This is a genomic window from Streptomyces sp. NPDC086766 (assembly GCF_044746005.1).
Classification (GTDB): Bacteria; Actinomycetota; Actinomycetes; order Streptomycetales; family Streptomycetaceae; genus Streptomyces.
Genome location: NZ_JBIVBI010000014.1, coordinates 63,430 through 82,666 on the forward strand (window position 1 = coordinate 63,430; position 19,237 = coordinate 82,666).

The 19,237-nt window shown below is 72.0% G+C and carries 14 protein-coding genes and 1 pseudogene; 11 read left to right on the top strand and 4 right to left on the bottom strand.

Annotation, left to right across the window (positions count from 1 at the left end; translation table 11 throughout):
* Positions 1–68: 68 nt before the first annotated feature.
* Both ACIPM1_RS24485 and ACIPM1_RS24490 read left to right on the top strand, forming a co-directional pair.
* On the top strand, positions 69–884 hold the full coding sequence (locus ACIPM1_RS24485; RefSeq protein WP_402438041.1) for a GNAT family N-acetyltransferase: 816 nt from the start codon (positions 69–71) through the stop codon (positions 882–884).
* Positions 885–1,022: 138 nt separating this feature from the next.
* Positions 1,023–2,999 carry an ATP-dependent DNA helicase gene (locus ACIPM1_RS24490; protein ID WP_402438044.1) on the top strand — a complete coding sequence of 659 codons (1,977 nt, stop codon included), beginning with the start codon at positions 1,023–1,025 and terminating at the stop codon, positions 2,997–2,999.
* 311 nt (positions 3,000–3,310) lie between these two features.
* Here the strand turns inward: ACIPM1_RS24490 and lexA are convergent, their stop codons facing one another.
* Positions 3,311–4,090: a transcriptional repressor LexA gene (gene lexA / locus ACIPM1_RS24495; RefSeq protein WP_402438047.1), complete on the bottom strand. Its 780-nt coding sequence runs from the start codon at positions 4,088–4,090 to the stop codon at positions 3,311–3,313.
* 577 nt (positions 4,091–4,667) lie between these two features.
* On the opposite strand from lexA, the gene nrdR reads away from it, so the two are divergent.
* Complete coding sequence (gene nrdR, locus ACIPM1_RS24500; RefSeq protein ID WP_356193669.1) at positions 4,668–5,228, top strand: transcriptional regulator NrdR; 561 nt, start codon at positions 4,668–4,670, stop codon at positions 5,226–5,228.
* A 163-nt stretch (positions 5,229–5,391) separates the two neighbouring features.
* Positions 5,392–8,286 carry a vitamin B12-dependent ribonucleotide reductase gene (locus ACIPM1_RS24505; RefSeq protein ID WP_402438050.1) on the top strand — a complete coding sequence of 965 codons (2,895 nt, stop codon included), beginning with the start codon at positions 5,392–5,394 and terminating at the stop codon, positions 8,284–8,286.
* Between the two features lie 87 nt (positions 8,287–8,373).
* Here ACIPM1_RS24505 and ACIPM1_RS24510 read toward each other — a convergent pair whose 3' ends face one another.
* Positions 8,374–8,907, bottom strand: a complete 534-nt coding sequence (locus ACIPM1_RS24510; RefSeq protein WP_402438053.1) for a TerD family protein — start codon at positions 8,905–8,907, stop codon at positions 8,374–8,376.
* Positions 8,908–9,064: 157 nt separating this feature from the next.
* Between ACIPM1_RS24510 and ACIPM1_RS24515 the strand changes: the two genes are divergently transcribed.
* From ACIPM1_RS24515 to ACIPM1_RS24540, 6 genes and pseudogenes are all read left to right on the top strand, one after another.
* Positions 9,065–9,670, top strand: a complete 606-nt coding sequence (locus tag ACIPM1_RS24515; RefSeq protein ID WP_356193661.1) for a YdbC family protein — start codon at positions 9,065–9,067, stop codon at positions 9,668–9,670.
* 128 nt (positions 9,671–9,798) lie between these two features.
* Positions 9,799–10,458 (top strand): histidine phosphatase family protein, encoded by a 660-nt coding sequence (locus ACIPM1_RS24520; RefSeq protein WP_402438057.1) that lies wholly within the window; start codon positions 9,799–9,801, stop codon positions 10,456–10,458.
* 12 nt (positions 10,459–10,470) lie between these two features.
* Positions 10,471–11,379: an ADP-ribosylglycohydrolase family protein gene (locus tag ACIPM1_RS24525; protein WP_356193657.1), complete on the top strand. Its 909-nt coding sequence runs from the start codon at positions 10,471–10,473 to the stop codon at positions 11,377–11,379.
* Between the two features lie 158 nt (positions 11,380–11,537).
* Positions 11,538–12,155, top strand: a pseudogene (locus ACIPM1_RS24530) (TetR/AcrR family transcriptional regulator C-terminal ligand-binding domain-containing protein).
* A gap of 82 nt (positions 12,156–12,237) precedes the next feature.
* Positions 12,238–12,939, top strand: coding sequence for a ribonuclease HII (locus ACIPM1_RS24535; RefSeq protein WP_356188295.1), 702 nt, complete (start codon positions 12,238–12,240; stop codon positions 12,937–12,939).
* Between the two features lie 68 nt (positions 12,940–13,007).
* Positions 13,008–13,643 carry a hypothetical protein gene (locus tag ACIPM1_RS24540; protein WP_402438060.1) on the top strand — a complete coding sequence of 212 codons (636 nt, stop codon included), beginning with the start codon at positions 13,008–13,010 and terminating at the stop codon, positions 13,641–13,643.
* A 382-nt stretch (positions 13,644–14,025) separates the two neighbouring features.
* Here ACIPM1_RS24540 and ACIPM1_RS24545 read toward each other — a convergent pair whose 3' ends face one another.
* Together ACIPM1_RS24545 and ACIPM1_RS24550 are read right to left on the bottom strand one after the other, a co-directional pair.
* Positions 14,026–14,640, bottom strand: a complete 615-nt coding sequence (locus ACIPM1_RS24545; RefSeq protein WP_392195161.1) for a hypothetical protein — start codon at positions 14,638–14,640, stop codon at positions 14,026–14,028.
* A 328-nt stretch (positions 14,641–14,968) separates the two neighbouring features.
* A complete protein-coding gene (locus ACIPM1_RS24550; protein WP_402438064.1) occupies positions 14,969–17,134 on the bottom strand; it encodes a RecQ family ATP-dependent DNA helicase in 2,166 nt (721 codons plus the stop codon).
* Between the two features lie 132 nt (positions 17,135–17,266).
* Between ACIPM1_RS24550 and ACIPM1_RS24555 the strand changes: the two genes are divergently transcribed.
* Positions 17,267–19,213 carry a DUF4192 family protein gene (locus tag ACIPM1_RS24555; protein WP_402438066.1) on the top strand — a complete coding sequence of 649 codons (1,947 nt, stop codon included), beginning with the start codon at positions 17,267–17,269 and terminating at the stop codon, positions 19,211–19,213.
* Positions 19,214–19,237: the final 24 nt, after the last annotated feature.

Sequence of the window (19,237 nt, forward strand, 5' to 3'; positions counted from 1 at the left end):
CGCCCCCGCCTCCCCCCTTCTCGTCTCCACGGGGCACGCCCCACCCCGTCTCCTGAGAGGAACCCGCCATGCCTCCCACCGACGCCGACGCCAGTACGGACGCCGGCCAGGCCTCCGCCACCGGGACCTCCCTCGGAACCGCCCCGGGGCCCGCCACCGGAGCCGCCCCCGGCCCCACCACCGCCGGCGCCCCGGTGGAGCCGGGCCGCGTGGACCCCGACACCGAGGACACGCTCGATCTGCGCCTGCCGGACGACTTCCTCGCCCTCTGCGCCGAGACGAAGCGGACCCACGCCCCCGCCCCGGCCGTGGACGACCTCCTCGACGACGTCGGCGGCTGGGGCCCCACCGCGACCCCGGCCGGCGCCTTCCACCTGGTCCCCGTCCGCCTCGATCGTGACCTCCCGCTCATCAGCGGCTGGATGAACGACCCCGCCGTCGCCAAGTTCTGGCACCTGGCCGGTACTCCGAGCGTGACCGAGGCCCATCTGCGCGCCCAGCTCGACGGCGACGGGCGCAGCGTGCCCTGCCTCGGCGTCCTGGAGGGGATCCCGATGAGCTACTGGGAGATCTACCGGGCGGACCTCGATCCGCTCGCGCGCCACTTTCCCGCCCGCCCGCACGACACCGGCGTCCACCTGCTCATCGGCGGTGCCGCCGACCGCGGACGAGGGCTCGGCCGTGTGCTGCTCAGAGCCGTGGCCGACCTGGTGCTCGACCGGCGGCCGGCCTGCGCGCGCGTCGTGGCGGAACCCGATCTGCACAACGCACCGTCCGTGGCCGCCTTCCTGAGCGCCGGCTTCCGGTTCTTCGCCGAGATCGAACTGCCCGCCAAGCGGGCCGCCCTCATGATCCGCGACCGATCCCTGCGCGACCAGCCGTGACACGAGGTCCCCGTGTGCCTCCGTCCGCCGTGCCACGCGTACGGATCCGGTTCCCGGTCCCTGCCGTACCCGGGGCAGCGTGCCCGGTCCCCGCTTGATCGCACCTTTGTCAGTCCCGAGCCGTAGGGTGGTCGCGCTATGACGAAGCCCTCCCTCCCCGAACTTCTGCACGCCGCCGTCTCCGCCGTCGGCGGCACGGAGCGCCCCGGCCAGGTGACCATGGCCCAAGCCGTCGCCGACGCGATCGACGACGGCTCACACCTGCTGGTCCAGGCCGGCACCGGCACCGGAAAGTCCCTGGGCTACCTCGTGCCCGCGCTCGCTCACGGGGAGCGGGTGGTCGTGGCGACCGCCACCCTCGCCCTGCAGCGTCAGCTCGTGGAGCGGGACCTGCCCCGCACGGTCGACTCCCTGCACCCCCTGCTGCGCCGCCGCCCGGAGTTCGCGATGCTCAAGGGCCGGTCGAACTACCTGTGCCTGCACCGCCTGCACGAGGGCATGCCGCAGGACGAGGAGGAGGGCCTCTTCGACCAGTTCGAGGCGGCGGCGCCCACCAGCAGACTGGGCCAGGACCTGCTGCGGCTGCGCGACTGGGCGGACGAGACGGAGAGCGGCGACCGCGACGACCTCACGCCCGGTGTCTCCGACCGGGCCTGGGCGCAGGTCTCGGTCTCCTCCCGTGAGTGCCTGGGCGCCTCCAAGTGCGCCTACGGAGCCGAGTGCTTCGCCGAGATGGCCCGCGAGCGCGCCAAGCTGGCCGAGGTCGTCGTCACCAACCACGCGCTGCTCGCCATCGACGCCATCGAGGGCGCGCCGGTCCTCCCCCAGCACGAGGTGCTGATCGTCGACGAGGCGCACGAACTGGTCTCCCGCGTCACCGGCGTCGCCACCGGCGAGCTCACCCCCGGCCAGGTCAACCGCGCGGTGCGTCGCGCCGCGAAACTGGTCAACGAGAAGGCCGCCGACCAGTTGCAGACCGCGGCCGAGGGCTTCGAGCGCCTGATGGAGCTCGCGCTGCCCGGCCGTCTGGAGGAGGTCCCGGAGGACCTCGGCTACGCGCTGCTCGCGCTGCGGGACGCCTCCCGCAACGTCATCTCCGCCATCGGCGCGACCCGCGACAAGTCCGTCCAGGACGAGGACGCGGTGCGCAAGCAGGCCCTGGCCTCGGTGGAGAACGTGCACGACGTGGCGGAGCGCATCACCGACGGCTCCGAGTGGGACGTCGTCTGGTACGAGCGGCACGACCGCTTCGGCGCCTCCCTGCGGGTCGCCCCCATGTCGGTGTCGGGCCTGCTGCGCGAGAAGCTCTTCACGGACCGCTCCGTCGTCCTGACCTCGGCCACCCTCAAGCTCGGCGGCGACTTCAACGGCGTCGGCGCGTCCCTGGGCCTCGCCCCCGAGGGCACGGAAGGGGACGACGTGCCGCAGTGGAAGGGCGTGGACGTCGGCTCGCCCTTCGACTACCGCAAGCAGGGCATCCTCTACGTGGCCAAGCACCTGGCGCGCCCCGCGCGGGACGGCGACCGGGGGGACATGCTCGACGAGCTCACCGAGCTGATCCAGTCGGCCGGCGGCCGGACGCTCGGCCTGTTCTCCTCGATGCGTGCCGCCCAGCTCGCCGCCGAGGACCTGCGCGCCCGTATCCCGGAGTTCCCGATCCTCCTCCAGGGCGAGGAGACGCTGGGCGAGCTGATCAAGAACTTCGCGGCGGACCCCCGGACGTGTCTCTTCGGCACGCTGTCCCTGTGGCAGGGCGTCGACGTGCCCGGCCCCAGCTGCCAGCTGGTCGTGATGGACAAGATCCCGTTCCCGCGCCCGGACGACCCGCTGATGAGCGCCCGCCAGAAGGCGGTCGAGGACGCCGGGGGCAACGGCTTCATGGCGGTCGCCGCCACGCACGCGGCGCTTCTGATGGCCCAGGGCGCCGGGCGTCTCGTCCGGGCGTCCGGGGACCGCGGTGTCGTCGCCGTTCTGGACCCGCGGTTGGCCACCGCCCGTTACGGCAGGTATCTCAAGGCGTCACTGCCGGACTTCTGGTACACCACTGACCGCAACCAGGTGCGCAGGTCGCTGGCCGCGATCGACGCGGCCGCGCAGCAGGCGGAGGCTCAGTGACGGTGCGGTGAGTCGCCGCGGCACCGATCGAGAGCCTGGCCCGGCACGGGCGAAGCGGCCCGGGACAGCTCCAGGGGACCGGTTCGGCACAGCTCAGGAGGCCCGCCCCGGCCCAGCGCACGGTGACGCAGGCCCGTCCGCGGCGCACGGTGACGCGGGCCCGGCACAGCACAGGGCCCCGGAACCGGCGCAGGGGTTCCGGGGCCCGGTCTGAAAGCGGATCCGCGTGATCCGCCGCCCGACCGCTCGGCGAGGCCCGCCATCAGGGCGCGTGAGGCGCGCGTCCCTGCGGCCGGCCGCTCGGCCGAGCGTCAGACGCGCCGCAGAACGGCCACCACCTTGCCGAGGATCGTCGCCTCGTCGCCGGGGATCGGCTCGTAGGCCGCGTTGTGGGGGAGGAGCCACACGTGGCCGTCCTCGCGCTTGAAGCGCTTGACGGTGGCCTCGCCGTCGATCATGGCGGCCACGATGTCACCGTTCTCGGCGACCTGCTGACGTCGGACCGTGACCCAGTCGCCGTCGCAGATCGCGGCCTCGATCATCGAGTCGCCGACGACCTTCAGGACGAACAGCTCACCGTCACCCACCAGCTGCCGGGGGAGAGGGAAGACGTCCTCGACGGACTCCTCGGCGAGGATCGGGCCACCGGCCGCGATCCGGCCGACCAGCGGGACGTAGGAGGCGGCGGGCTTGCCCACCGTGTCCGTGGACTGCAACGTCGCGGCCTGGTCGGAGCCGCGGACCTCGTAGGCGCGCGGGCGGTGCGGGTCGCGGCGCAGGAAGCCCTTGCGCTCGAGTGCCATCAGCTGGTGTGCGACCGAGGAGGTGCTGGAGAGGCCGACGGCCTGGCCGATCTCCCGCATGGACGGCGGGTAGCCGCGCCGCTGCACGGAGTCCCTGATGACCTCGATCACCCGGCGCTGCCGGTCGGTGAGTCCGGAGCTGTCCGCCCGGATGCCTGGCGGTCGGCCCGGCAGGGAGCGCTTGTGCCCCTCCGGATTCACGGCTTCGTTCATCGCATGCACCGGCTCGAGTCGGCCCTGGGAGCGGTCCTGGGCAGTGATGGTGGCGCTGTCTGCGGTGGTGGTCACGTCGGCCCCTCTCGATGGTCTCCCTGCTGCACAACGGTAGATGCTTTCGAAAGGTTGCGCCAAACACACGTTCGAGTGAAAAACCACGAATCACCGGACTTGATCATGGTCCGGGGTGTATGGCTGACAGGGCTCCTGGCGGACGAAAGGACTCATTGCTTGTACTCTTCTCCGCCGGGGCGGCGACCTCGTGGGCGCCTCCCCAGTCTGCCATCCGGTGCCCCGCCGACCGGCCGCCGACTCCCATCTGCCCGGGAGTCCCACGCACCCTCCGTGCGGCGCCCACGGTATCTCCGCAACGGCACCGGCGTACGTACGTGCGCGTCTCCGCGTGTTTCCCGCGGCGATGCGGGCACCTGTCGCCTGCGGGTACGCGCGTGGCGGCGGCCGACACGCGCTCGTGGCTTCGATGTAACGGCCAATCCCCACATCTAGTGGTTGGATGGCTACAGCAGCCCACAAGTTGTGGTCCCCCGGGTCTTCGGTCCCTCGATCATCGCCTATGCTTGGGGCTGCTTCGCGGGGCTCCTGGGGCTCGGCGAGGCTATTGAGTCTGCTGTGAGGAGGGTTGGAGCCCATGCACTGCCCCTTCTGCAGGCACCCCGACAGCCGTGTGGTCGACAGTCGTACGACCGACGACGGCACGTCGATCCGCAGGCGCCGCCAGTGCCCTGACTGCTCCCGACGGTTCACGACCGTGGAGACGTGCTCGCTCATGGTGGTCAAGCGGTCCGGAGTCACCGAGCCCTTCAGCCGTACCAAGGTCATCAACGGCGTGCGCAAGGCATGTCAGGGACGGCCTGTCACCGAGGACGCGCTCGCCCTGCTCGGCCAGCGGGTCGAGGAGGCGGTGCGGGCCAGCGGAAGCGCCGAGGTGGCCGCCCACGACGTGGGGCTGGCCATACTCGGCCCCTTGCAGGAACTCGACCTCGTCGCCTATCTGCGGTTCGCCTCCGTCTACCGGGCGTTCGACTCGCTCGAGGACTTCGAGGCCGCGATCGCGGAGCTGAGGGAGGGGACGCGACCCCCCGCCGCGGAGGACGTGGACGGCGACGGCGCCGTCGCGGGGAGCCAGGAAGACGACCGCGGGCGCGGTGGGACGGCTGAGGTCCCCGTGCCCGCGCGGGCCGCCGACTGATCGGCGCGCCGGCCCGGACCGCGTGTCCGGGGCCGGCCGGGCGGCGGCGACGAAGACCGGTTGCGGGCGGCAGCGACAGGGGTGCCCGCAGCACCAGACAGAACACCGTGTCTCCGGAACATCGGGGCACTTCAGGGCGTTTTCGCCCGTAGAGGGAGGCGGCATGACAGAGACGGCGAGCGGTCCGGCACGAGGTTCCCGCGCCAAGGGCGGCAAGGGCACCAAGGGACTGCACATCGAGCGCGTCCACACCACCCCCGGCGTACACCCGTACGACGAGGTGGCCTGGGAGCGCCGTGACGTCGTCATGACCAACTGGCGCGACGGCTCGGTCAACTTCGAGCAGCGTGGCGTCGAGTTCCCCGACTTCTGGTCGGTGAACGCGGTCAACATCGTCACCAGCAAGTACTTCCGCGGTGCCGTCGGCACCCCGCAGCGCGAGGTCAGCCTGAAGCAGCTGATCGACCGCATCGTGAAGACGTACCGGAAGGCCGGAGAGGACAACAAGTACTTCGCCTCGCCCGCCGACGCCGAGATCTTCGAGCACGAGCTGGCCTACGCCCTCCTGCACCAGATCTTCAGCTTCAACAGCCCGGTCTGGTTCAACGTCGGCACCCCGCAGCCCCAGCAGGTCTCGGCCTGCTTCATCCTGTCCGTCGACGACTCCATGGAGTCGATCCTCGACTGGTACAAGGAAGAGGGCATGATCTTCAAGGGCGGCTCCGGCGCCGGCCTGAACCTCTCCCGCATCCGCTCCTCCAAGGAGCTGCTCTCCTCCGGCGGCAACGCCTCCGGTCCGGTGTCCTTCATGCGCGGCGCCGACGCCTCCGCCGGCACCATCAAGTCCGGCGGTGCCACCCGCCGCGCCGCCAAGATGGTCATCCTCGACGTCGACCACCCCGACGTGGAGGACTTCATCGAGACCAAGGTGAAGGAGGAGGAGAAGATCCGCGCGCTGCGCGACGCGGGCTTCGACATGGACCTGGGCGGCGACGACATCACGTCCGTCCAGTACCAGAACGCCAACAACTCGGTCCGTGTGAACGACGAGTTCATGAAGTCGGTCGAGAAGGGCGGCAAGTTCGGCCTGCGCGCGCGGATGACCGGGGAGGTCATCGAGGAGGTCGACGCCAAGTCCCTGTTCCGCAAGATGGCCGAGGCCGCCTGGGCCTGCGCCGACCCGGGCATCCAGTACGACGACACCATCAACCACTGGCACACCTGCCCGGAGTCCGGCCGGATCAACGGCTCGAACCCCTGCAGCGAGTACATGCACCTGGACAACACGTCCTGCAACCTCGCCTCGCTGAACCTGATGAAGTTCCTGAAGGACGACGGCAAGGGCACGCAGTCCTTCGACGTCGAGCGCTTCTCGAAGGTCGTCGAGCTCGTCATCACCGCGATGGACATCTCCATCTGCTTCGCGGACTTCCCGACCCAGAAGATCGGCGAGAACACCCGCGCCTTCCGCCAGCTCGGCATCGGCTACGCCAACCTCGGCGCCCTGCTGATGGCGACCGGCCACGCCTACGACTCCGACGGCGGCCGCACCCTCGCCGGTGCCATCACCTCCCTGATGACCGGCACCGCGTACAAGCGCTCCGCCGAACTCGCCGCGGTCGTCGGCCCGTACGACGGCTACGCCCGCAACGCGCAGCCGCACCTGCGCGTCATGAGGCAGCACTCCGACGCCAACGCCACGGCCGTCCGCATGGACGACCTGGACACCCCGGTGTGGGCCGCGGCCACCGAGGCCTGGCAGGACGTGCTGCGCCTCGGCGAGAAGAACGGTTTCCGTAACTCCCAGGCGTCCGTCCTCGCGCCCACCGGCACCATCGGTCTCGCGATGTCCTGCGACACCACCGGTGTCGAGCCGGACCTCGCGCTGGTGAAGTTCAAGAAGCTGGTCGGCGGCGGCTCGATGCAGATCGTCAACGGCACCGTCCCGCAGGCACTGCGCCGCCTGGGCTACCAGGAGGAGCAGATCGAGGCGATCGTCGCCCACATCGCCGAGCACGGCAACGTGATCGACGCGCCCGGCCTCAGGCACGAGCACTACGAGGTGTTCGACTGCGCCATGGGCGAGCGTGCGATCTCCCCGATGGGCCACGTCCGCATGATGGCCGCGATCCAGCCGTGGATCTCCGGCGCCATCTCCAAGACGGTCAACATGCCGGAGTCGGCGACCGTCGAGGAGGTCGAGGAGATCTACTTCGAGGCCTGGAAGCTCGGCGTCAAGGCCCTCGCGATCTACCGCGACAACTGCAAGGTCGGCCAGCCCCTCTCCGCCAAGAAGAAGGAGGAGGAGAAGGTCGAGGTGACCGCCAAGACCGAGGCGGCGATCCGCGAGGCGGTCGAGAAGGTCGTCGAGTACCGCCCGGTCCGCAAGCGTCTGCCGAAGGGGCGTCCCGGCATCACCACCTCCTTCACCGTCGGCGGCGCCGAGGGCTACATGACCGCCAACTCCTACCCGGACGACGGTCTCGGCGAGGTCTTCCTGAAGATGTCCAAGCAGGGCTCGACCCTCGCGGGCATGATGGACGCCTTCTCCATCGCCGTCTCGGTGGGCCTGCAGTACGGCGTGCCGCTGGAGACGTACGTCTCGAAGTTCACCAACATGCGCTTCGAGCCGGCCGGTATGACGGACGACCCGGACGTGCGGATGGCGCAGTCGATCGTCGACTACATCTTCCGCCGCCTGGCGCTGGACTTCCTGCCCTTCGAGACGCGCTCCGCGCTCGGCATCCACTCCGCCGAGGAGCGCCAGCGTCACCTGGAGACCGGCTCCTACGAGCCGATCGAGGAGGAGGTCGACGTCGAGGGCCTGGCCCAGTCGGCGCCGCGCGCCCAGGAGCTGAAGGCCGTCGTCGCGCCGAAGGCCGAGGTCGAGGCGGCCAAGCCCGCTCCGAAGCAGGCGCACACCAGCGCCGAGCTGGTGGAGATGCAGCTGGGCATCCAGGCCGACGCCCCGCTGTGCTTCTCCTGCGGCACGAAGATGCAGCGGGCCGGCTCCTGCTACATCTGCGAGGGCTGCGGCTCGACGAGCGGCTGCAGCTGATCCGGACGGCGGCGCGGTGCCGTGACACCGTGAAGTGAGGTAAGGGGCGTCGGCCAAGGCCGACGCCCCTTACGCGTCTCCCACCGGCTACGACAGGTGCGCCCGGCCCATGCGGCGGGTGAACGTCACCGGATCGTCCTCGAAGCCGTGCGTGCCGGGTCGGAAGTCCCAGCTCCCGGACTCCTCGCGCACGAACTCCGCGACGGCCGCCGCCGTCGCCCCGGGCACCCCGCCGAAGCCGTCCTCGGCGAGGACGGTGTAGCCCTCGCGGATGCGCAGCCCCGGGCCGAGCACGTCGGCGAAGGTCCGGTGGTCGTCACCCTGCTGGATGACGACGCCGACCACCACGCGCGCGTACCGGTCGGCGACCCGGTCGAGCTCCAGCGTCATGATCTCGTCCCAGCCGAACCCCTTGCCGTCCCTGCTGTCCCGGTTGAGGTAGATCGTGCCGTCCGGGGAGCGGCTGTCGAAGTGCACCACGTACGCCGGGGTGCCGTGAGGATCGTCCGCGGTGTAGGCCGCGGCGACGATGTCCAGGTCCGTCGGCGGCTGCCCCGCCGGACTCGGGTCCCACCTCAGTGACACCTCGACCTTGCGGATCCCCTTGCTGAGCCCGCTCACCAGCCTCCCCCTTCTCCGGTCGCCGTGCCTCCCCGTGCCCCAACTGCGCGGCATCGGGGGCTCGTTGTCCATCGTGCCACGCGCGCGGGGGCGCTTGCGCGGGTGCTGTCCCCACGAGCGTGACCGGCGCCACGCTCCCTGGCCTTACGATGGCGCGGTGCTGGTCAAGTGGATTCGCTGCACCGTGGTGGACCGCCGCGGCTTCGAGCGGGGGCAGCGGAAATGGGCGGGGCTTCCGGGAGAGCCGGGATTCCGGGGGCAGGGCGGTGGCTGGAGCCGGCTGCGGCCGCAGGTGGCGCACGTCTTCGCCTTCTGGGAGAGCCGTGCCTTCTACGACTCCTTCATGGCCCGCTCCCACGACCGGCTGGCGGCGGCGCAGGCCGGCACGTTCAAGGACGCACAGGTCAGGCTGTTCGACTACCGGTTCGACGTGAAGACCGGCTTCGAGCCGCGCTTCACCGACGCCGACCTGCTGCGCGTGGCCCTCTGCCGCATCCACGAGGAGCGTGCCGAGCACTTCACGCTGATGCAGGAGAAGGTCTGGAACCCGGCGATGGCGGGCTCGCCCGGCATGGTCCGCGGCCTGTTCGGCGAGGCCCCGGGGAACGAGTTCCTGGTGCTGTCGATGTGGCGGTCCTCCGCCGAACACGGCAAGTACCGCACCGAGCGGGTGGAGCGGCTCGCCCTGCGCGCCCAGACGGAGGCCGACGTCGCCGCCCTTACGGGAGACATCGTGGAGCTGGAGCCCGGCTGGACGGTATGATCCCGCCGATCACCGGGAGGCGGTGGTCGTGTGCCCTGTGTGGTGCACGGTGCACGATCCGTGTGACCTACGCCGTAGGGCGCCCTTTCGAGTCCTCGTTCGGACGTCACCCGATCTAGTGTTCTGGCATGGTACGACCACGGCGCATCGTCCTTGTCCGGCACGGCGAGTCGACGGGCAATGTCGATGACTCCGTCTACGAGCGTGAACCCGACCACGCGCTGGCGCTGACCGAGCGCGGCTGGCGGCAGGCCGAGGAGACCGGCAAGACGCTGCGCGAGGTGTTCGGGCGCGAGCAGGTCAGCGTCTACGTCTCGCCCTACCGCCGTACCCACGAGACCCTCCGCGCCTTCCATCTCGACCCCGAGCTCATCCGGGTGCGCGAGGAGCCCCGGCTGCGCGAGCAGGACTGGGGGAACTGGCAGGACCGCGACGACGTACGCCTCCAGAAGGCCTACCGGGACGCCTACGGCCACTTCTTCTACCGCTTCGCCCAGGGCGAGTCCGGCGCCGACGTGTACGACCGGGTCGGCGGCTTCCTGGAGAGCCTGTTCCGCAGCTTCGAGGCCCCCGACCATCCGCCCAACGTGCTCCTGGTCACCCACGGGCTGGCCATGCGGCTGTTCTGCATGCGCTGGTTCCACTGGACGGTCGCCGAATTCGAGTCGCTGTCGAACCCCGGGAACGCCGAGATGCGGATGCTCGTTCTGGGGGACGACGGCAAGTACACCCTTGACCGGCCGTTCGACCGATGGCGGAACCCGGAACCGTACGGGATCACCGGATAGAGTGACAAAGCGATGACCCCTGACCTCTCTCCCGAAGGGCGCCTGGAGCGCGCCCACGCAAGCCTGCGCGGACTCGCGGTGGGTGACGCCCTCGGCTCCCAGTTCTTCGTGCCGGAGAACTACCCGCTGCTCAAGCGCCGCGAGCTGCCGCCCGGTCCGTGGCAGTGGACCGACGACACGGAGATGGCCTGCTCCGTGGTCGCCGTCCTGACCGCACACCACCGCATCGACCAGGACGCGCTCGCCCTGTCCTTCGCGACCCACCACGACTTCGACCGGGGCTACGGGCCCGCGGTCAACCGCCTGCTGCGCCTGGTCAGGGAGGGCGGCGACTGGCGCGAGCTCGCCGCCGCGCTCTTCAACGGCCAGGGGTCCTGGGGCAACGGCGCGGCGATGCGCATAGCCCCGCTGGGCGCCTGGTACGCGGACGACCCGGAGCAGGCCACCCACCAGGCCGAGATCTCGGCCTACCCCACGCACCAGCACCGCGAGGCCGTGGTGGGCGCCATGGCCGTCGCCGCGGCCGCCGCGCTGGTCGCCGCCCCGGGCGGCCCGCCGACGGCCGAGGCCCTGCTCGACGGGGTCATCGCCCTGGTCCCGGCCAGAAGCGCCGTGGGCGCGGGCCTGCGGCGCGCCCGCGACATGCTCGACTACGCCGATGCGGGCACCGTCGCCGCCGTCCTCGGCTGCGGCCGGCGGACGACGGCCCACGACACGGTGCCCTTCGCCCTCTGGTCGGCCGCGCGGGCCCTCGACGACTACGAGGCGGCCTTCTGGACGACCGCGCAGGCCGGCGGGGACGTCGACACCACCTGCGCCATCGTCGGCGGAGTGCTGGCCGCCGGGAAGGCCGGCGCTCCGCCCGGCCCGTGGCTTGGACGGACGGAGACACTGCCGGAGTGGATCCCGGCCGCCGTGTGAGGTTCCCGCGCACGCGATGTCGAAGTGCCCGGGATGCCGCTCGGACTCGTGGATGCAGAGCGGGGTCAGGAAGGCGATCAGCACACCCGGCGGCGGCCCAGGATGTGGCCGGCGCAGCGCCGAGGAGCAGCAGGCCGCCGAAGGTGAGCGTGTAGGCGCTGACGACCCAGGTCGGCTGCCCCGCCCGGACGGCCACCCCCGCCCGGCGCGGCGCCGTGCTCGAACGCGCCATCCTCGACGCCGTGATGGAGCGGCTCAGCACGGTCGGCTGGAAGGGGCTGACCATGAGGGCGTCGCCGCCGGCGCCCAGACCGGGAAAGCCGCCGTCTGCCGCCGCCGGCCCTCCAAGGATGGCCTCGTCGCCGACGCCCTTCAGGCCGGACTGCCCCCGCGTCGACGGAGCACCGGGTCTGGGAAGTGTGCGCGAGGACCTGCTGGCGCTCTGCCCTCAGGCCCGCGACGCGATGTACTCCCGCCCCGGCTTCGCGCTTCGCGTCGTGATTCACGAATGCGACCCGAGTCGGACGGAGCGCTTCCACGGCGTGATCTTCGAAGGTGTGGTGGAGCGGATGATCGACCTGCTCCGCGAGGTCATCGTCTCTGGAATAGAAGGCGGTGAGGTGCGTCCCGACGCGGCTCACGGCTATGTGTTCGACTCCGTACCCGCCATGATGATGTACCGCTCGAAAATGTGCACCAGTGAATGAAGCGATCAGGATCTGGAGGAGATGATCGACCGGCTGATGGTTCCGCTGCTGCGGCCCGGCGGCCCCTGAGCGCGCGCCCGAACGGCCGTGGAGCCACCAGGGGTGACCAGGGTGTCGCGACGGGATCCGGGCGGCGTACGCTAAGGGCGCCATGCCGTACGAACCACCCACTCACACCGTCGAGCGCTCCCTCCGGGCCACGACCGGAGCGAAGGTCATTGCCGGTGTCGACGAGGTGGGGCGCGGTGCCTGGGCCGGTCCCGTCACCGTCTGCGCGGCGGTCACCGGACTGCGCCGGCCCCCTGTGGGTCTCACCGACTCCAAGCTGCTCACCGTCAAGCGCCGTACCGCGCTCGCCGGGGAGTTGCGGGGCTGGGTGACGGCGTACGCGCTCGGTCACGCCTCCGCGCAGGAGATCGACGACATGGGGATGACGGCGGCGCTTCGGCTCGCGGCGGTGCGCGCCCTGGAGGGGCTGCCGGTCCGCCCCGAGGCGGTCATCCTCGACGGCAAGCACGACTACCTCGGCACACCCTGGACCGTCCGCACGGTCATCAAGGGCGACCAGTCGTGTGTGGCCGTCGCGGCGGCTTCGGTGATCGCCAAGGTTCACCGCGACAAAATGATGGCCGAACTGGGTATCGACCATGCAGACTTCGGTTTTGCGGCCAACGCCGGGTATCCGTCGCCCGTGCACCGGGCCGCGCTGGAGGAGCGGGGCCCCACCCCGTACCACCGGCTCACGTGGGCGTATCTTGATGCGCTGCCCCGGTGGCGGCACCTCAAGAAGGTCCGCGCCTGGGCGGACGGAGGCGCTCCGGAGATCGAGGGTCAGCTCGGCTTCGACTTCTGACGGTTCCATCCGCCCCGATGTGCCACCCGCCCACGCGGGCCGTACCAACGTTTGATAAACATCAGCCCATGCCTCTCCTTCCCGAGGAGCCTCAGATTCACGAGAGTGCCCAGGGTCCCCGCGTCGCTCCGGCCACCGGCCGCACCGCGCCGACCCCCCGTCCCGTACCCGGCCCCCGCCCCGCGGCTCCGTCGCGTCCCGGTCGTCCCGGCCCTGTGCGGCCGGCGCCGCCGGCGCAACGCGTGTCACGGGACGTGACCGCTGCCAAGCCCGGACCGTCGGCTCCGGCTGCCCCCGCGCCCTCGGGGAGCCCGCAGATCCAGCTGATCCCGGCTTCGGCCGAGGGCGCGCTGGACGCGGCCGAGGAAGCGGTCGACCTGCTTCTGGACTCGGGGCGCGCGCCCGGTGAGGTGCTGGTGGTCACCACCGGCGAGCCGCACCCGTGGGCCGCCCACGAACTGTCCTTCGGCGAAGCCGCCTACTGGGCCCAGCACGACGCGGGCGACGACGTGTTCTACGCGCACGCCTCCGCGGTCTCCCGTGCCGCGGGCCGTCCCGTGGTCGTGGTCGCCGTCAACGGCGGTGCGACCGCCGCCGTCGCCCAGGCTCTGCCCCTGGCACACACCCGGGCCGGTGCCCTGCTGATCGTCTGCGGCGACCCGCAGCAGATCAACTCGGTGCTGGGCGCGAGCCTGACCGTCTGACCGCCCGTTACCGGTATGCCGGGGGGCGGGTGCGTCGGTGCGCCGGGTGCGCCCGGGTACGCCTGTCCGGCAGGCGTCGGACGCGGCAGGTGCGTTCGGACGTACGGACGTGCGGACGCGGACGTACACGGTGGAGGCGCCCTTCCGGCGCCACGGCACAGCGGGCCCTCCGGCGTACCCGGACAACCGTGCCGGCCGGCCGCGCGCCGGACGGCCGGGGGCGGCCGGGAGTGGCCTGACGGGGGTGGCTGTGGCCGGTCGGCGCGGGCCTAGCCCGCCGCCGTCGCGGTCGTAACCGGTTCGTGTGGACGTGAGGCCGTGGTGCCCGTGTTAAGTCCGCGGTGCCCGTGGCGGGTCCGCGGCGCCCCGGGTGGCGCCGCGGTCAGCGGGCCGCCACGCGCCGCAGGACCTCGGACGCTGCCCCTCCGGTGCGCGGCAGCGGAGGCAGTGACGCGGCGGAACCGAACGGTTCGGGTGCCGAGTCCGCGTTCGGCCTGCGACCGCCGCGGCCCTCACCGAGCACCTGCCAGCCCTCCCGGGTGAGCGTGATGTACGCCCCGCAGCGCAGTCCGTGCAGGGTGCAGGCGTCACGCAGCCCCCACATCCAGGCGCCGTCCTCCTCCGTCCAACGCCCGTCCCCCTCACGGCAGTAGAGCAGCACGGCGGTGCGCACCGGAGTGCGGCGCCGCAGGTCGTGCGGGATGACGCGGCGCAACTGGGAGAGCAGCGCGTTGCGGAACATCCAGCCGTCGGCGGGCGCCGGGCGGCGCACGAAGGAGGCGCTCGCCTGCACCCGCTCGTCCGGGTCGAGGACCGCGACGACGGCGGTCGCAGGTCCGGGGTGATGCCGGGCATGCAGTCCGCTGACCACTTCCCGGGGGTTGCGCAGCAGAGGGATGCCCGCGGAGGCCCACTCGGCGGGTTCGAGCACACGATGGGCGGAGGCGGCGGACGTCGACAGCGAGGCCGCCGAGGACGGAGCGAATCCGAAGGTCACGTTCCTCCCTTCGGCTACGCGCCCACACTGCGGGCGGGGTCGGATTCGGGGGAGCGCACACCGCAACAGAGCCCTACCGGATCACGTCCGAGCCGTGCGGGGAGCGGACTTCAATTCTTCCTGCCGAACTTGGATGCGGCAACGAGCAATTGGGGCCACCGACCGTTATCGGGTGAGCCGTGGCTTATATCCTTACCCCGAGTGCACCCGCGCGACGCCTGAGCCGTTCCAACCTCCCACGTTCCTACGCCACGAAGCCCCGCGCGGTCCAGAGGGGCGCACGCTCCGTGACCGGGGGAACGCGGGCAGCTCCCCGCGCGGAGCCCGTTCAGCCCTGCACGGCCAGGACCAACGGCAGCACACCCTGGGCGCCGGACCTTCTCAGCAGGCGGGCGGCGACAGCGAGGGTCCAGCCCGTCTCGGTGTAGTCGTCGACCAGGAGCACCGGACCGGGGTTCCCGGCGAGGGCCGCGGCCAGGGCGGGCGGTACCGTCAGCGCCCCGTCGAGAGCTTTGAGGCGCTGGGCGCTGTTGCTCCGGGCCGCCCGGTGCGCCTCCCCGGCGTACTCCACGGTGCCCAGCAGCGGCAGCCTTCCGATCCGAGCGATGTGCTCGCCCAGGGAGTGGATCAGCCGCGGCCGGGTGCGCGAGGCGAGTGTGACGACGCCGACCGGGCGTGGTGCCCCGTCCGCAGCCCCCGCGGCCCAGCCGTCCGGCCCCTTCGCCCAGTCCGCCAGCACGTCCACCACGGCCCGCGCCACGTCCTCCGGCACAGGGCCGTCGGGCGCGTGCGGCGCGAGCATCGGGCGCAGCCGGTTGCCCCAGCCGATGTCCGACAGGCGCCCCAACGCCCTGCCCTGCCCCGCCTGTTCACCGGCGGGAATGCGCCCCTTGAGCTCGACGCCGATCGCCGGGAGGCCCGTCGGCCACATGCGGCGGGGCTCCACCTCGACGCCGGCCCGGCCGAGATCCACGCGCGCGGCCTCCACCGCCGCGGTCGACGTGTCCGCCGTGAACCGGGCGCCCGCGCAGGTGTCGCACCGTCCGCACGGCCTGGCGGTGTCGTCGTCGAGTTGGCGCTGGAGGAACTCCATCCGGCAGCCCGGCGTCGCCGCGTACTCCCGCATCGCCTGTTGTTCGGCCTTGCGCTGCTTCGCGACCCAGTCGTACCGCTCCGCGTCGTACGACCACGGCCGTCCGGTGGCGACCCAGCCGCCCTTGACCCGCCTGACCGCCCCGTCGACGTCGAGGACCTTGAGCATGGCCTCCAGGCGGGAGCGCCGGAGCTCGACCAGCGGTTCCAGAGCGGGCAGGGACAGCGGGCCCGCCGCGCGGGCGAGCACGTCCAGCGTCCGGCGCACCAGCTCCTCGGAGGGGAAGGCCAGCGACGCGAAGTACTCCCAGATCGCCTCGTCCTCCTTTCCCGGGAGGAGGAGCACCTCCGCGTGCTCGACACCGCGGCCGGCGCGGCCGACCTGCTGGTAGTAGGCGATCGGGGAGGACGGCGAGCCCAGGTGCACGACGAATCCCAGGTCGGGCTTGTCGAATCCCATGCCGAGCGCCGAGGTGGCGACCAGGGCCTTGACCTTGTTGGTCAGCAGATCGTCCTCGGCCTGCTGCCGGTCGGCGTTCTCCGTCTTCCCCGTGTAGGAGGCGACGGTGTGGCCGCGGCCGCGCAGGAAGGCGGTGACCTCCTCGGCGGCCGCCACGGTGAGCGTGTAGACGATCCCGGATCCGGGCAGTTCGTCGAGGTGGTCGGCCAGCCAGGCCATCCGGTGCGCGGCGTCGGGCAGTCGCAACACGTTCAGGCTGAGGCTCTCCCGGTTGAGCGGGCCGCGCAGCACCAGCGCGTCCGACGCGCCGCCGGTCCCCAGCTGCTCGGCCACGTCGGCGGTCACGCGTGCGTTGGCCGTGGCCGTGGTCGCGAGGACGGGCACTCCCGGAGGGAGCTCGGTGAGCATGGTGCGCAGCCGACGGTAGTCCGGGCGGAAGTCGTGGCCCCAGTCGGAGATGCAGTGGGCCTCGTCCACGACCAGCAGCCCGGTCGCTGCCGCGAGCTTGGGCAGGACCTGGTCGCGGAAGTCGGGGTTGTTCAGCCGCTCCGGGCTGACCAGGAGGACGTCCACCTCGCCCGCGGCGATCTCGCTCTGCACGGTGTCCCACTCCTCGGTGTTCGCCGAGTTGATGGTGCGGGCGTGTATGCCGGCGCGGGCCGCCGCCTCCACCTGGTTGCGCATCAGCGCCAGCAGTGGGGAGACGATCACCGTGGGGCCGCCGCCCCGCGCCCGCAGCAGGGAGGTGGCCACGAAGTAGACCGCGGACTTGCCCCAGCCCGTGCGCTGGACGACCAGGGCGCGGCGGCCCTCGGCGACCAGCGCCTCGATCGCCCGCCACTGGTCCTCACGCAGCCGTGCCGTACCCGTGCCGTCGCCGACGAGCCGGGCGAGAACCGCGTCGGCCGCCGCCCGGAGGTCCGCGTTGTTCGTGTGCTCCATGCGTTCCATACAACAGGACGGCACTGACAATCGGGACGGCGGCGGCCCCGCGCCGGGTGTGATTGATGTGTTCCTGATCGGACTTGTCCACAGGCCAAAGCGGAATTCGGTATTCCGCGAGATCGTCGGCGTATGACGAATCACAGCGAAACGACTGGATCCCCCGAAAGCGGAGACTTCGGCGCGGGCGAATACGGCGCGGGCGAGGGCGGGAAGGGCATGTCCGGCGAGGGCGTGTCCGGCGACCACAGGCGCGGAGGGGACGCGCAGGGGGAACCCGAGAGCGACGGCGGCGACATCGCCTACGACACTCTGGCCGGCCCGGGTTCAGGTCAGGGCCCGGAACATCAGGTGACCCTCCGCACCCCGGCCGAGCTCGCCGATGCCCTGCCCTACCTGCTCGGGTACCGCCCCGAGGACAGCATCGTCCTGGTCGCGCTCCACGACCGGGACGGACGCGGCCGGTTCGGCGGCCGGGCCAGGCTCGGCATTCCACCCGGCATGGACGACTGGCCGTCGGCCGCCCGGCAGCTGGCCCACGGCCTGATCACGGGCAGCGAGCGCCGGGGCGCCAAGCCCGAGCAGATGGTCGCCTTCCTCTGCCAGGAGCCGGCGGCGGGTGAGTCGGGACGACAGGTCGTGCGGCGGCTGGAGCCGCTCGCCCAGAAGCTGCGCACGGAATGCGGCCGGCTCGACGTCCCCGTGATCGAGGCGCTGTGCATCTCCGACGGCCGCTTCTGGTCGTACTGCTGTCCCTCCGAGGGATGCTGCCCCGACGAGGGGCTGCCGATGGGACTGCCCGGTACCTCCGTACTGGCCGCCGCGGCCGCGTACGCCGGAATCCAGGTGCGGGGAAGCCTGCGGGAGATGCGGGCCAGGCTGCTGCCCTGGGAGACCTCCGCGGCGCTGGACCAGGAGATCGCCCTCGACACCGCGGGCATGGACCTGGTGCCCCGGATCCTCGACGAGGGGAGCCGTGCTGCGGTGTCCCAGCAGACGCTGGAACTCGCCGAACGCGTCGTGCGGCGGTTCGCCGAGGCACCCTTCGTCCCCGGCAGCGCGCCGGCGGACCTGCGGGACGACGACCTGCTCGCGCACGAGGAAGCCGCGCTGCTGATCCTCGGCCTGCAGGACCGCGAGACGCGGGACCGCGCGGCCGAGTGGATGGAGGGTGACGAAGCCGGCCCGGCGCTCCGGCTCTGGCGGGCACTGGCCCGCCGCTGCGTCGGCCCCTACGGCGAGCACGCGGCCGCGCCGCTGACACTCGCGGGCTGGGTCGCCTGGTCCACCGGTGACGACCTCGAGGCCAGGGAGGCGCTGGCCATGGCACTGGGGGCGGACCCCGACTACCTCTTCGCCCGCCTTCTGCACCAGGCCTGCAACGAGGGGCTGGACCCGGAGTCGGTCCGCCGCTGCCTGCGCGCGGAGCGTGACGGACGGACGCGACCGAAGGCGGGGGGAGCTGAAGTCCCTGAGGCGGGGGGCGTCCCTGAGACGGGCGGGGCCGTCGGTGCTGTCGATGCTGACGGCGGGGAGACCAACGAGGCAGCGCGTCGCGAGGCGAACCCGACGGATGCCCGGGAGCCGCACGGCGCCGCGCCCCACGGTACGTCGGAGACCGCCGACTCGGCAGCCGGACCGGCTTCCGAGAGCGACACGGACACGTCGGCACCCCCGGACGCACGGGCCACCAGCGGTACCTGCCGGCCCCCGGTATCGGAGGTGGCGACGTTGCGTCGCAGGCGTCGAACCAGGGCCGGCCGACCGGACGCCTCGCGCTCCGGCCGGGAGGGTATGCGCCAGGGCGGGGACGGGAGGCGCCCGAGCGGGACGCGGCGGGTGACCAGGACGCACCCCGCGACGTCCTGGACCGACTCCGCGCACCCGGACTCCTCACGGCCGCCGGGCCGCCCGCGCCGAGGCGCCACGGCCGAGGACGGCGCCCCGGGCCGAGGCACCGCGGCCGAGGACCGCACCCGACGTCGAGGCGCCGCAGCGAGGCACGGCGTACCGCGCCGGGGCGCCGACAGCTCCCTACGCCCGGGTACGCGAGGCGATGCCCCCGACGACACCCCGTGAGCAGCAACCTCGGGCCGGGAGCGT